14 protein-coding genes are annotated in these 15,007 nt (G+C 38.7%); 4 read left to right on the forward strand and 10 right to left on the reverse strand.

The features are described from left to right. Positions 1-122: 122 nt before the first annotated feature. Entirely contained in the window at positions 123-887 is a 765-nt protein-coding gene (locus OSH00_RS03180) for an energy transducer TonB (RefSeq protein WP_266129187.1), read from the forward strand. Here the strand turns inward: OSH00_RS03180 and OSH00_RS03185 are convergent. The 7 genes from OSH00_RS03185 to thrS all read right to left on the reverse strand — a co-directional run bounded on the left by OSH00_RS03185 (position 884) and on the right by thrS (position 5,838). Then, the gene (locus tag OSH00_RS03185; protein ID WP_266129188.1) at positions 884-1,309 is read right to left on the reverse strand and encodes a YqaA family protein; all 426 of its coding nucleotides are present in this window, start codon (positions 1,307-1,309) and stop codon (positions 884-886) included. The two genes, OSH00_RS03180 and OSH00_RS03185, sit on opposite strands and share 4 nt — an antisense overlap. Before the next feature lies 1 nt (position 1,310). Continuing rightward, a complete protein-coding gene (locus tag OSH00_RS03190) occupies positions 1,311-1,736 on the reverse strand; it encodes a hypothetical protein (RefSeq protein ID WP_266129189.1) in 426 nt (141 codons plus the stop codon). A 31-nt stretch (positions 1,737-1,767) separates the two neighbouring features. Then, entirely contained in the window at positions 1,768-2,058 is a 291-nt protein-coding gene (locus tag OSH00_RS03195) for a hypothetical protein (RefSeq protein ID WP_266129190.1), read from the reverse strand. A gap of 82 nt (positions 2,059-2,140) precedes the next feature. After that, positions 2,141-2,758, reverse strand: coding sequence for a glutathione S-transferase N-terminal domain-containing protein (locus tag OSH00_RS03200; RefSeq protein WP_266129191.1), 618 nt, complete (start codon positions 2,756-2,758; stop codon positions 2,141-2,143). 195 nt (positions 2,759-2,953) lie between these two features. Then, the gene (locus OSH00_RS03205) at positions 2,954-3,271 is read right to left on the reverse strand and encodes a DUF7709 family protein (RefSeq protein ID WP_266129192.1); all 318 of its coding nucleotides are present in this window, start codon (positions 3,269-3,271) and stop codon (positions 2,954-2,956) included. A gap of 87 nt (positions 3,272-3,358) precedes the next feature. Beyond that, positions 3,359-3,910, reverse strand: a complete 552-nt coding sequence (infC, locus tag OSH00_RS03210; protein WP_080633117.1) for a translation initiation factor IF-3 — start codon at positions 3,908-3,910, stop codon at positions 3,359-3,361. A 5-nt stretch (positions 3,911-3,915) separates the two neighbouring features. Beyond that, on the reverse strand, positions 3,916-5,838 hold the full coding sequence (thrS, locus tag OSH00_RS03215; RefSeq protein ID WP_266129193.1) for a threonine--tRNA ligase: 1,923 nt from the start codon (positions 5,836-5,838) through the stop codon (positions 3,916-3,918). Between the two features lie 261 nt (positions 5,839-6,099). Here thrS and OSH00_RS03220 point away from each other — a divergent pair, with 261 nt between their 5' ends. Then, a complete protein-coding gene (locus OSH00_RS03220; protein WP_266129194.1) occupies positions 6,100-7,152 on the forward strand; it encodes a hypothetical protein in 1,053 nt (350 codons plus the stop codon). Positions 7,153-7,208: 56 nt separating this feature from the next. Here the strand turns inward: OSH00_RS03220 and OSH00_RS03225 are convergent, their stop codons facing one another. The 3 genes from OSH00_RS03225 to OSH00_RS03235 form a co-directional block, all read right to left on the reverse strand. Then, a complete protein-coding gene (locus tag OSH00_RS03225; protein ID WP_266129195.1) occupies positions 7,209-8,369 on the reverse strand; it encodes an alanine racemase in 1,161 nt (386 codons plus the stop codon). 75 nt (positions 8,370-8,444) lie between these two features. Next, the gene (locus tag OSH00_RS03230; RefSeq protein WP_277613774.1) at positions 8,445-9,719 is read right to left on the reverse strand and encodes a D-arabinono-1,4-lactone oxidase; all 1,275 of its coding nucleotides are present in this window, start codon (positions 9,717-9,719) and stop codon (positions 8,445-8,447) included. Between the two features lie 12 nt (positions 9,720-9,731). Continuing rightward, on the reverse strand, positions 9,732-11,498 hold the full coding sequence (locus tag OSH00_RS03235) for a neutral/alkaline non-lysosomal ceramidase N-terminal domain-containing protein (RefSeq protein ID WP_266129196.1): 1,767 nt from the start codon (positions 11,496-11,498) through the stop codon (positions 9,732-9,734). A gap of 432 nt (positions 11,499-11,930) precedes the next feature. Between OSH00_RS03235 and OSH00_RS03240 the strand changes: the two genes are divergently transcribed. Next, positions 11,931-12,980 (forward strand): AraC family transcriptional regulator, encoded by a 1,050-nt coding sequence (locus OSH00_RS03240; RefSeq protein WP_266129197.1) that lies wholly within the window; start codon positions 11,931-11,933, stop codon positions 12,978-12,980. Between the two features lie 233 nt (positions 12,981-13,213). Further along, positions 13,214-14,863, forward strand: a complete 1,650-nt coding sequence (locus OSH00_RS03245) for an acyl-CoA synthetase (RefSeq protein WP_266129198.1) — start codon at positions 13,214-13,216, stop codon at positions 14,861-14,863. Positions 14,864-15,007 lie beyond the last annotated feature (144 nt).

The following is a 15,007-nucleotide window of genomic DNA, read 5'->3' on the forward strand; positions in this document are numbered from 1 at the left end:
TAAATAATCGTAAAAAATGCACCTTAAGGTGCATTTTCTATTGCGAGATAAGTAAATTCGATAAATACTCTGCACAATTAAATTAACCTCATGCACACTCAGCTGCATGGAAAGCTAAACTTATGAATAAAGCTCTTTTCATTCCTGGTCTGATATGCCTTTCAACTTATGGCTATAGCGCAGATAAACTTCCAACAATACAAGTTAAAGGAGAGCAATCTGAACGCAATGCTCCTTTACACCTCACGACACGGATACAGTGGATTAAGTTTCCTCAAATTCAATATCATACAGCAGAATTAAAAACACAGGATCGTTCTGCCATCATCCGCGTGAGTGCCAACAGCTCAGGGCAAGTCACAGATGCTGAAGTACAAGAAAGTACCGGAATCACGGCACTCGATCAAAAGCTCATTGATGCTGTAGAAGCTGCCAAAGTAAAACCATATAGTAAAAATGGTAAAGCCGTTCCGATAGTCGGTTATCAAACTTTTACTTTAACTATTGAAAATGCCCAAGACAATACACAGGGTCAGGGACAACTGTCTGAATGTCACTTTACTTTTAATTCAAAACATTGGATAAAGCAGACACAAGATAAGTCTGTTGCCTTCCATTATATGCAACAGCCTCAACTCTCCCTTGATGCTGTTTTACTCAAAAACAAAGATCGAACCGTCAAATTTAAGTTTAAAGTCGATCAACAAGGTAAGGTAAAGCGCGTTAAATTAACTCAATTATCAGGCGTAAATGCAATCGATCAACAAGTCATCCAAGCCGTTGAGCAGACTCAAGTACAAGTAAAACGTTCTTATCGAACCTTATGGACATTCAAACCAAGTTCATTCAACGACGAAATACAATTTAAACTCAAAGACTGCAACTAAATCCATCCGCTAAAAATCAGGTAGATCACAGAATATCTACCTGCTTTAGCAATGGTCACAATCAACAAAAAACGCCAAAATTTTTCTTTCATTAATCCTGCGATAAGCGTAATTGGATCACCAATCACAGGGGTCCAACTGAATAGTAACGACCAAAAACCATACTTTTGATATATTTTTTCCGCTTTGAGCATATTTTTCTCAGAAACAGGAAACCATTTTTTATCTTTGAATTGTTCTATTTTCAGTCCTAAATACCAATTCACACATGAGCCTAATACATTTCCAATGGTTGCAACAAGAACAAGTAAATATGCAGAATGATGTGCTTGTACCAGAAGTCCCACCAATACCGCTTCTGACTGCATTGGCAATAGTGTGGCTGCACCAAATGCGGAGAGAAATAATAAAAGATAAGCCATATTAGGTTGATGAATTTTGTTTGGATTTAAATGTGTAGATCACAAAGGACATGATAAATGGAACCAAAAATGCAAGCCAAAAAGAAAGTTCTGATTTAAGCCATTGCTGCCATAATCTAAGTTGTAATTTTCCTTCAGAAATCGCTTGCCAATCTATTTTCACATGGATAAAACCATAGAATAAAACAATCAAATAAATTGCTAACACACCCGCTAAAATAATCGTAAGCCGAAGATTTTGCTTTAATTTAAACTGATAAATGGCAAATACCACAGAGAAGACAAAACCTGAAACACTCATGATGGCACATATTATGGGCCAGAAAAAATCGTATGCAGAATAAAATTGAAATAACGTACAAAGACTGGTCGCCAACACCATCCAAGCAAAAGACACAAGAAAATGCCGAACTATTATAAATCGCATATATTTTTTCCCATGTCTATCACCCATTACATCATGAAGATTTCTTTATTGACTTTTTGGTTTTACGATATTCAACATTTGACCAAACCAGAGCTAAAATAATCAACGCAATACGTGACCATTGATAACCTTGTGCGATTGGATCAATAACTGTCCGAATAACCGCTGTGTCTTGACCACTCATCTGAGCCAACACATTTTGAATATGCACAATTTCAGCAATATATAAAATCAAACAGCCAACAATACCAACGATAACACTCCAATAAATTTTTGGATTGGTCTCTAATATTTTCGTAAAGTTTAAAAAGAAATCTTTCATGACCAACCCTATCAATTGTGCAAAAATTTACATCTAAAAAAAACCACACAAGGTGGTTTCTCATTTTAACACAAAATGAATTTTACACTTTGATCGAAAGTGCTTTCTGTATGGCGGGCCGAGCAGTTAAACGTTCAACATACTCTTGTACATATGGATAATCATTTAAGTCAATTTGCTGCCATTCATAACGCAAAACCCACGGTAAAATTGCCATGTCCGCGATTGAATATTCGCCTGCAACATATTTTTGCCCAATGAGCTGTTTATTTAAGACACCATATAAACGTTTTGTTTCAGTGACATAACGCTCAATTGCATAAGGAATCTTTTCTTTGGCGAATTTCCCAAAATGATGATTTTGCCCTAACATCGGTCCGAAACCACCCATTTGCCACATGAGCCATTGTTCCACTTCGACGCGATCCTGCTCATGAGTTGGATAATACAAACCGGTTTTACGTCCCAGATATTGTAAAATCGCCCCAGACTCAAATACTGAAATCGGTTCACCATTTGGACCATTTTGATCAACAATCGCTGGAATTTTATTGTTAGGAGAGATACGCAGAAAATCGAGTTGAAATTGATCGTTTTCTAGAATATTGATTGGAAAAATCTGATAATCCAGTCCCATTTCTTCAAGTGCGATGGTAATTTTATGGCCATTGGGTGTACCCCAATAATAGAGATCAATCATATTTCATCCTTCTTCATTTTCACGTATTTTCTGAATTTTATTACGTTAATGGTTTTCTTTTATAACATGAATCCTTCGCCTTCTGTAGGCAATAGACATAGATTATTTTAATAATCTATTCTCAAATTCAGTTATTACATTTTTCTTAACAAGATGATTTCTCATTCTATGACATTTATATTCAAAACATCTTGACTATTGAGATGCTAAAAACTGTTTAGCTTTTTCTCCCACAAAACGACGCCCTGGATTACCCCCTGAAATCCATTCATCAGGACTAAATAAATCGAATAATCCAACTTTAACCAAGGTGGGAATGGCAAGTATGAGTTCTTGTTCAACCTCCCCTCTTGAGCCTTGGTTATATAAATCAATATTGTACAGCATGGTCGCAACAGTTCCTGTTTGCACTTTACTTCCATCTTTCAAGGTGACTGCCGGAAGAACTTCTCCCTCTTGAATAATTTTCTGGTTAATACTGGATAATTCGTTTAAATTTTGAATAGATGACATGTTCAGTCCTCAACATTTAAGTTATTTTCTTTTCAATGATAAAAAAAAGCACCGCTTTAAGCAGTGCTGTTTTTCACAAATGTAACATTACTTTTTCTTTTTAGGTCCAAGTAACATACCCATTTGACGACCTTCCATTTTTGGTGCTTGTTCAACTACACCTGATTCAGCTACATCTGCCTCAATTTTTTGTAATTGCGCAAGACCCAACTGTTGGTGAGCCATTTCACGACCACGGAAACGTAGAGTAATTTTGACTTTGTTGCCTTCTTCAAGAAACTTCAGAATAGCACGCAACTTAACATTGTAATCACCAACGTCTGTACCAGGGCGCAACTTGATTTCTTTCACCTGAACTTGATGCTGTTTCTTTTTCGCATCTTTTTGCTTTTGCTTCAAGTCAAATAAATGTTTGTTGAAATCCATGATTTTACAAACAGGTGGCTCTGCATTTGCCACGATCTCAACAAGATCAAGATCAGCTTCTTCAGCAGCACGCAAAGCTTCAGCAAGTGAAACGATGCCTTTTTGCTCTCCATCTGCAGCAACGAGACGTACTTCTTTAGCTTTGATCTCATCATTTAATGCAGGACGATTGCTTTTAGCACCTTGTTGTTGGTTACGGTCAGGCTGTTTAATCTTTCTTACTCCACAATATACCGGCCACGTTCGGCTACGGCTGCTTTCACTAGGTCAATAAATGCATCTATTGACATAGTACCTAAATTTTTTCCAGAGCGCGTGCGAACATTCACAGTACCATCTTCGACCTCACGATCTCCAAGTACCAATAAGTACGGAATACGCTCTAGTGTACGCTCACGAATCTTAAAGCCGATTTTCTCATTTCTCAAGTCTGAAATTGCTCGAATTCCATTTTCTTTGAGTTTTGCGACGACTTGTTCACAAGCTTGCGCTTGAGAATCTGTAATATTCATGACACATGCTTGGATTGGAGCCAACCATGGTGGCATAAAGCCTGCGTAGTGTTCAATTAGTATACCAATAAAACGCTCAAAACTGCCAAGAATTGCACGATGCAACATCACAGGATGGTCACGATCGTTATCTTCTGTTACATATGAGGCATCTAAACGTAACGGCAAGTTGAAGTCACACTGAATTGTACCGCATTGCCAGATACGACCTAAACAGTCTTTCAGTGAAAATTCAATCTTCGGACCATAAAAAGCGCCCTCGCCAGGTTGTTCTTCCCAATCAAGATTTGCAGCATCTAAAGCATCTGCTAAAGATTTTTCTGCAACATCCCAAAGTTCATCAGCACCTACGCGTTTTTCAGGACGTGTAGACAATTTCATTTGAACGTCTTCAAAGCCAAAGTCTTTATAAACATCTAAAGTGAGTTTAATAAAGTCTGCAACTTCCTTACCGATCTGTTCGGTTGTACAGAAAATATGCGCATCATCTTGGGTAAAACCACGGACACGCATAATGCCGTGCAATGAACCTGATGGTTCGTTACGGTGACAAGAACCAAACTCTGCCAAACGAATTGGAAGATCACGATAAGACTTTAAACCTTGGTTGAACACTTGCACATGACATGGGCAGTTCATTGGTTTTACAGCATAGTTACGACTTTCTGAATGTGTCGTAAACATATTCTCTGCATAGTTTGCAGCATGACCCGACTTTTCCCACAGTGTAAAGTCTACAATCTGCGGGGTTTTAATCTCTTGGTAGCCATTGTCCTGCTGAACTTTACGCATATATTGTTCAAGCACTTGGTAAATCGTCCAGCCATTGGCGTGCCAGAACACCATACCTGGCGCTTCTTCCTGCATATGGAACAAGTCTAATGCTTTACCAATTTTACGATGGTCACGTTTTTCAGCTTCTTCAATACGCTTAATATACGCAGCAAGTTCTTTTTTATCTGCCCAAGCGGTACCATAAATACGCTGTAATTGTTCATTCTTCGCATCACCACGCCAGTAGGCACCAGAGATTTTAGTGAGTTTAAATGATTTTAAGAATTTAGTATTTGGAACGTGGGGACCACGACACATATCTAAATAATCCTGATGATAGTACAAGCCCATTTGAGTTTCTTCAGGCATGTCTGCAATCAAGCGTAATTTATAATCTTCACCGCGTGCAGTAAATTCAGCAATGACTTCATCACGAGGTGTCATCTTTTTAATGACATCGTAATCTTGGTCGATAAGCTTTTTCATGCGCGCTTCGATTGCTGCCATATCATCTAATGTGAACGGACGAGGCATCCAGATGTCATAGTAGAAACCTTCTTCAATGACAGGACCAATCACCATTTTGGCTTCTGGGAAGAGTTGTTTTACCGCATGACCCACCAAGTGTGCACAAGAGTGGCGGATAATCTCCACGCCATCTTGATCTTTTGGAGTGATGATTTGTAATGTTGAATCTTCGGTAATTAAATCACTTGCATCGACTAAGCGACCATTTACTTTCCCTGCAACTGTATTTTTAGCCAGTCCAGGTCCAATACTTTGAGCAACTTCCATAACGGAAACAGCATGATCAAAACTTTTCTGATCGCCATTTGGCAATGTGATAATAGGCATATTTAAAAATCCTTAAGGAGTGATGCCCCGTACAATGGAGCATGTCACCGCGAGATTATGATCGAGGAAGATCCTCAAGATAAAATCGGTGGAACAAAATAAAAAGTGCGTCAAATTTTACACCTTTGCTGAATATTTATAAACCTTTGTCTTCAATTAATCTAAATTTTAGTTTTGATTTCGCACTAATACTCACTTATCATCACAAGGTGAGACATATCTCACAAAAAAACAAAATGTATAAAATAAATGGATAACTCAATGAACTTAACAAAAATTTCGTCCGTATTACTCGTTGGCATTGCATTAACTGCCTGTGGTGGGGGTTCAAGTGATCATCAACAAACATCAAATAATCCCAACATACCTAATCAACCTGAAAAAATTGAGTGTATTGAAGGAATTCCAAAAAATTTAAAAACTGCTGGTTCAGGTTTTTATGATGAGGAATTTTTTTGGCTTAATACCGATTACGATGCACAAAACAATGAACAATTTGTGATTTATTCGAATATTCTGAAAAATGGCGTACTCTTTCAGAATAGTACAAATTTACTTAAAAATGCGCTACCACTCGATGACTACAGTGATTCTATTGATTATACTCTTACACCATCTAAACTTGAAACCACAAATAAAAGTAGGTTAACCAGTTCTGGTATTCCATTAGGCTACATCCTGTCTCAGAATAATGACTCAGCGCAATTTGTCATGTTCACAGATTCATGTAATTTAAGTTCAGACTTCCAAGTTTCAACTCATATAAAACGTATTGATCTTTCAGGTAAGAAAATTTCAGAGCTTTTTGCGTATAAAGTTAACTCAAAAGGTCAAAAAGAATATACATATTTGACCAACAACTTGGTTCATTACATGATTTGGGAAAAACCAGAAATTGGCGAAAAAATTAAAAACAGCCAATTTACTTTTCCTCAAGGATCATTTATCGGTTTCAATGATCAAGAAATTTACAACGTACCAGCTATAACATTCAGTGAGGGTGATAACGTAGATAAAAAAACCTTAGATGATTATATTTCAAGTCATCCTTTACCTACTGGTGAAAGCTGGAAAAAAGATACAATGGGTGGGTTAAACGTACTTTATGCCATCAACTCAAATACTGGAAAATATGTCTATGGTATTGATCCAATCGTAGAGATGAAGGGGAATCTTTATAATACTGAATGGGCGATACCAGGTAACTTTATTCAATATATTAGTGACTACGAAACTGGTCAGGAAGTCAATGAATTATACTTCAATAAAACAGCTATACAAACTATAGCAGATGCGATCAATGCAACGCTTTAACAACTGAGATGCATATTAAAAACCGCCATTTCTATGGCGGTTTTCTTTATATGTAATTACTCTCTAAAGCTTTCCCATTTTTTAAAACTTCGATCTAGATAATAAGTCAGTTGGGCAAACTGAGGAATAACAGCTTCACTTTGAGTCGGTCGTAGAAATACAAAATCATCAACTTCGATTTGAGTTGTTTTTGGAACATTGACCATTTCTTGATTGGTACTACGCCCATATAATACATGTGGATGAATCCCTTGAGGATAGACATAGTCAGCCATCCAGTAGCCCCCATAAACAAATAATGCTTTGGACCGATGTGGAAGCTTATTCAAAATTGGTAAGCCCGGCAATTGGGAATATGGCAATACTTTTAGTACAGGTGTTGCAATCCATAAACACGCCTGTAAAACACGCAATCCTTCACTGTCGAAGTCACTCGGCTTAAGCAACATTGAACCAAAAGCAAGATCATTACACACACTCTGTTTCACATGCAGATAAAAGGTGGGACTTCCTCCCCCATTAAAACAAAGATGAGCATGCCAAAGCTGAGGAAATTGCTGTTGAATCATATCTTTGTAGCGTTGGTAAGTTGCTTGTGACTCTTGATATGCCATCTCAACTTTCTTAATGACGGATGGTAGTTTCGTTACATGGGCATCATACCCCATCAGCCCTGAAAATTTTAAATTGTCAGGATGCTGCTCAATCAACCTGAGTAGATCAATCATTTGCGCTTTTGAATCCACACCGCCACGATGCAAACCTACATCGATCTCAATATTGACCTGAAGTCGAATTTTTAAACATTTCGCAACCTCAAGATATTGTAATAAACGTGCTTTGGTATCAACCAACCACTGAATATTGTTGTGCTTCGATTGAGGATTATGGGTATAAAACTGTTGTACGAGCCTTACAGGCATCGGCTTTCCCAGTAAAACATCAGCTTCTGAAAAATTTTCCAAAATCGGTAGCAATTGAGGTAAATGGAAAACCATAAAACGTTGTGTGGACAACTTAGCACTTACCGTCTTGAGCAATTCCATACATGCTAAAGATTTGACCACAAGACGAGGCTGTAAATGGGTTGCGTATTTAAACTGAGTTGTTGCATATTGCAAATTTTGCGCTAAAGCCTGACCATCAATGATCAATTGCGGTAGCGCATCTGCGGATTGTTTTAAATCACGATTTAATTGTTCAAAAAAATGATTCATTGCATATCCCTATCTTTCACTGTTAATTTTTGAACATCCACCTTATTCAACCTTTTTCATGCACCATGACCTGAATTAGGTATTCAGGAACAGTTTTTCCAAATAAGGATTTAAAAACTTTTGCGTAGGATCCAACTGAGCCCTTAAATGCATAAAATCATCCCATTTTGGGTATAAGGCTTGGAGCTGTGAAGCCCCCATATTATGCATTTTCCCCCAATGTGGGCGACCTCGATAATGCTGAAAAATCGGTTCAATTTCATCAAATAATTGGTTTGGAGCTTGTTTGTAATATTGATGGACTGAAATTGAAATCGAATCCTGCTGATAGAACGGACTCAGCCAAATATCATCACCTTTGACAAAACGAAATTCTACTGGAAAAAATGTTTGTGCTTTCGCATGTTTTAGTGCGGTTAATACTGCTTGTAAACATTCCATACCAGACTGTACAGGAATTTGATACTCCATCTCATTAAACTTTGTTTCGCGTGGAGTCGGAAAAATTTGACTGGACCAATCCACGCAAGTGGTGGGTTTGACAAAGACACCTAATAACTTTTGCAGCTTTGGATTCAATACCGGAAAAGACTTCGTCAAACCACAGCATATCGTAAGCAAGGCATCTTCTGATGGCCAGGATAATTTTCTCGGTTGAATATCTTCATCCGTGATGTCTAGAGTTTTTAATATCAATTGGTCTGCATGTGAAAATGCAAAGCACTCAATATGACGATGTTGCGTTTTCCAAAGATCGATATTTTCAAAAAATTCATTAACCGAACAAAGCCGTACATGTTCTTTTAATTTATAACGCGGTTTGTTTTGCATGGTGATCTTGGTGAGTATCCCTAAACTTCCTAAAGACACTCGCCCTGCTTCAAAAATATCGGGATTGTCTAGGCGACTACACCTCAGTATTTCTCCTGATGCTGTTAAGAGCTCGAAAGCTTCCACATAAGCAGAAATACAGTGCAAGTCCATACCTGTTCCATGTGTTCCAGTCGATACCGCCCCTGCCAAGCTTTGTTGGTCGATATCCCCCTGTTGCATTAAAGACTGTTGTATTGGTTCTAAATATTGATCCAAATTATACAACCGGGTTCCTGACCAAATATTGGCTTGTGTTAATGCTGTATTTACGTTCTCTACACCAGAAAAATGGTCTAAGGACAATAGTGTCGCATCGGTACACACCAACGGGGTAAATGAATGACCAGCACCTACCACACGAATTTTATGATGGTTTTGAACAATATTTTTTAATTCATCTATACTACTGGGTTTTAAAATATGTTCTGGTTGAGAATGTTGAAACCCAGACCAATTGTTCCATTTTTGCTGATTCATAATGCTGATCCTTTAGCGTACTGCAGTTTTTACACTGCCATGATTTGTTCTCAGGTCTATTTCGTGTTGTGGAATTTTTGTAGGGCGAGTGACTTGATCAAACTTGCGTTGCGACTCATCAAGCAATAGTTGGCTTGCCAGATATTGAAATTTGTATTGAATTGCAGCATGTGTCCACTGTCCATACAAGGTATGCGCACCTTCATAGGCTTGCTCTTGATACTCTTCTTGGGTGGTGATATATCCCATATAATCATTGCAATAAGACACCAAAGCCGTGGTTGAAATCATCTGATGAGTTGTCAGTTGCTTTGCCACTGTTTGAATCAAACGCTGCCCTGCTGTCGTGGTAATCTCTCCCGGACAACACACCAATGCCAATGCACCAATGTGAATAATCTGTAAAGGAATAACACTTGGAACAAGTGGACTGGTTTGAATTGCACCTGCTTTCACTTGACGATTCATTTCCGCAATAAGCGGATCAAAAACACTTGGAGAAAAATCCAAATGTTTGCCCAACAACCGATTATCAGGACTCTCAAGCACAATATCTTTGGGAAATTGAGACTCATACAACGCCTTGTATTTGATATAATCTGGTGCATTGGGATCTGCTAAACGTTTCTTACGTACTTGCCTTGACAGCAGTGTTAAAATTTTAAGGATAGGCTTTGCTGCACCTTGACCATCAACGGGTGTCCCCCCCATAAATCCAACACCATGACAGGCAGCACTGGTTCTCACCCTGTAAGGCACCTGACTAAACTCGCTCGGAACCTCAACCTGACTTAAATCAACATAACTCAAGATAGCATCTATACCGCCGTTAAGTTTTATTGGTCCACCTCTCCATTGATTTTGGTGAACTTCCCTTTTTTCTAGACTTTCAGTCAATGCTTTAATCGCCAACTCACTTTGATAGCGACCATTCTGTTGCGCATATTGATATTGTTTTTCACCTTTGATTCTACTGCGAATTATATTTTGTTTCGGACCATGAAAATGTGGAGATACATCCCCAGCAGTGGCTTGTGCAAAAATTGCAACGGGATTTGGAACACCTTGCTGCAATAAATACGCTTCACTCTGTATCGCAGCATAACCTTTGTTATCACCATCATGTGCGTTGAGTTGATTACCCAAACATGTAGCATGTACGCCAAATAATGAGATAAATGCAACAAGTTGCTGATCACGATAAAATCCAATTAATTGCATTTCACGGTTTAAGGCAAGGTGGGTTTCAGCCTCAGTTCGATGTATCACGTCTGGATTTCGATTATAGGCATCTAATGATCGATTCCATGCGACTGGTGTATCTTGAGGAAATTGACAGGTTTGATAAAAAATTTCTGTTTCTTGTTCCGATTGAATTGCTTGAAGAATACTGGACAAAGCAGCATTGATCACAGCATTTAAATGCTCAGGAACAAAACCCGGGGTCGGCATATTATATAATGCTTCATAGGCACAGCCACCTGGTCCAGAATGGGTATGCGTCGCCATCAATACCAATCGTTGCGGATTAAATTGTTCATTCAACTTTTCAGTTAAAGCTTTAACTACACTTTCACGCATTGCATAGGTAATACAACCTAAATCCAAACAGCAAAATAATAGAGGCTGTTCTGAATCTGAACGGCGAATACTGAAACTCCGTGCAAATAAGGCTGTACGTTTTTCATAGGCACGATGCGACCACATGCCATAACCAAACATGGCATAACCCTGTGGTTGAATTTCAATCTCGTGTTTAGCCCAGCCTACCCAAAACATATACGATATTCCTTTATCATTTTTAAGTAGGGTCCGTTGACATTTCATAAATGGCTTGCGGTGTAGGTTAAAATTGAGCAGGCAAAGCAGGAAACGAAGAGAATAGCGAGACTATTTTCAAGTTTCATAACGTAACCTGAGATAATTTTAGCCACAACCCTGAGCAAGAACAAAGCACTGCTTTGTTTGCAGCGCAAGGCGTAGCGGGGACTAGCGTGTTTTTTGCCGCTTCTTCGTTTCGAACTACTTATTTAGAATGACTAAATTTCGTATTTCGCGTCTAAAATCGTCTAAAAACACACCTAGTCGCAAACATAGGCGAATTGTCAACTGCCCCTAATACAACACTAGAACTAGATTGAATATTAATCAAAAATATGCGATACCAACTAGGGTAAAAGCAACAACAATATGGGGGGCTAAACGGACTTTATGGGCTCACAACAAAAGGAATTTACCAATACACAATTTTATATTCCACCTATGATTCTCACCAGTTTGATTCATTATGGGGAACAACAAGATTGGCAATATGAAGATTGGTTTAAACCACAAAATCTTGACTTGGAACAGATTCGCCAAGGGCAAGGTTTTGTTGCGTTTTCGGAACTTTGCAGGGTAATTCAGCAGGCTCTCAACTGTACTCAACAAAAGCATCTAGGTTTATTATTGGGTAGCCATGAAGGTCAAATTTCCATTGGTATTTTGGGTTTCGCAATGCAAGCGTGCAAAACTGTTGCAGAAGCACTGGAAACAGCTTTGCAGTATCACCCTATTTCAGGCAGTGTTTTGGATTTAAGTGTTCATTTGAGTCAAAACTATTGTGAAATCGAGCTGATTGAACGCAGTGATTGTGGTTCACTCAAAGCATTTTTTTGCGATGAAGTTTTTGCCAGTATCATGACCTGTTTAAACATGATGTTGGATCAGGATTATGAACTCATCAGCTTAGAACTCAGCTATGATCATTCCGCGTACTTACAAGATTATCAACGTATTTTTCAGTGCCCCGTAATTTTTAAAAGCAACAGAAATGTGATTCGATTTCCAAATACCCTATTAGCCAAACCACTTAAAAATCATAGTCCAGTTAACTACCAAATTGCGATCCAAATGTGTCAGCAAGCATTAAAGCAATTTAATCAAATCAATCAACACAGTATAGTTCATGTATTACAGCATTTAATTGAAAGTCATTTGCCAGAGCGTTTTGATATGCAGCAGGCTGCACAGCATTTCCATTTAAGTGAACGCCACTTAAGGCGTTTACTACTTAACGATGGTCTGAGTTTTCAGCACTTAAAGCAACAAGTTTTAGAACATAAAGCCAAGCAATGGCTTGAAGACAATCAATCAATCAGCCAAATCAGTTTTAATTTAGGCTTTAGTGAGCTGAGAGAGTTTCGTCGCGCATTCAAGAAATGGACAGGATTTTCTCCAACTGAGTATAAAAAAACTAAACTCATAAGTTCAATTTCTTAGTATTTAAATAGGTAAATATCCAGACAGCATCAAGACTTTCGAAGTGTCAAAAATTAATTAAAATATTTATTTAATTCATATTTTTACAATTCAGCTTTAAATCCTAATAGAACTAAACTATGTAAATATATTTACATTTTGACCCATACTCGACTAAAGCATAAATGAATTTTGTTCTTGTTGTGCCTATCTTTTAAGCATGGACATTAGAACAAATAGAGACGGAGCTCAACATGGTCAGTGCATATGATGAATTACCACGCACACCTGCAAATTTTGTAGCATTATCACCTTTACGTTACCTAGAACGCGCGGCTTATATTTATCCCGATCAGGATGCAATCGTCCATGGTCAGCGCCATATTTCTTGGCGACAGACTTATCAACGTTGTCGCCAATTTGCACATCAATTACGCAATCTAGGCATTGAGAAAAATGATACGGTTTCCGTTCTTTTACCGAATATTCCGGCTATGGTCGAAGCGCATTTTGCCGTCCCTATGGCTGGGGCTGTATTAAACACCTTGAATACCCGTTTAGATGCGAAAACCATCGCATTCATGTTAGAACATGCAGAAACCAAAGTACTTTTGGTTGACCCTGAATTTGCGGCATTGGCGCAAGAAGCTGTAAGCATGCTGTCTCAGAGTATCTATATCATTGATGTTGCTGACGTTGAATATGAGAAAAATGATATGTCTCCGCGTATTGGTCAAATCGAATATGAACAATGGCTTCAAGGTGGACATCCCGATTTTGAATGGCACTTACCTCAAGATGAATGGGATGCCATCAGCCTGAATTATACCTCTGGAACAACAGGCAATCCCAAAGGTGTGGTCTATCACCATCGTGGTGCTTATATTAATGCCGCAAGCAATATCATCGCATGTGGTATGACACCCCGTTGTAAATATCTATGGACACTTCCCCTATTTCACTGCAATGGCTGGTGTTTTGCCTGGACTGTAGCAGCCAATGGCGGTACCAATATCTGTTTACGTAAAATTGACCCTGAACTGGTTTACAAACTGATTGATCAATACAAAGTTGATTATTTCTGTGGTGCGCCGATTGTCTTATCAATGTTGATTAACACACCAAAAGATAAGCAGATTAAATTTAAACATCATGTTGAAGTCATGGTGGCTGGCGCGGCACCTCCGGCGGCGATTATTGAGGGTATGCATCATATTGGGGTTCAAGTAAATCATGTTTATGGACTTACAGAAACCTATGGTCCTTCGGCATTATGTGCATCACAAGCGGGATGGAGTGATTTGTCAATACAAGAGCAGGCTCAATTACATTCGCGTCAAGGTGTTCCTTATCCTTTGCAAGATGGTATGCGTGTACTAGATGCAGAAACAATGCAACCTGTTCCAAATGATGGCAAGACCATGGGGGAAATTATGTTCCGTGGCAACATTGTGATGAAAGGTTATTTAAAAAACACCCAAGCGACTGAAGAAGCATTTAAGGGAGGCTGGTTTCATACCGGTGATTTAGCCGTTTGCCAACCCGATGGTTATGCAAAAATCATGGATCGCTCTAAAGACATCATTATTTCCGGTGGTGAGAATATCTCCTCATTGGAGGTAGAAGAAGTACTCTATACCCACCCTGCCATTATGACAGCAGCGGTGGTTGCTCAACCTGATCCCCGTTGGCAAGAAGTGCCTTGCGCTTTTATTGAGCTGAAGCAAGGTGCAGAAACAACTTCTGAGGAAGTGATTGAGTTTTGCAAACAGCATTTGGCACGTTTTAAAGTACCCAAAAGTGTCGTGATTTGTGAGATTCCAAAAACATCAACAGGAAAGTTGCAGAAATTTATCTTGCGTGACTGGGCAAAAGAGCGTTCAGTAGGTGAATTTCAGTCATGATTTAAGCTTCGTAATCTTCTCCTTGATAGAAATCACCTTTGGCTCGTCTAAGTAAAGCAGATGATCCAAAGGAGAGGACACGATTCCCCCCTGACGGCATCCAAAGCGAATTCGATAGGTTCATGATTTTTTAGTCAATGTTTT

It is taken from the genome of Acinetobacter nematophilus, assembly GCF_026344175.1.
Classification (GTDB): Bacteria; Pseudomonadota; Gammaproteobacteria; order Pseudomonadales; family Moraxellaceae; genus Acinetobacter; species Acinetobacter nematophilus.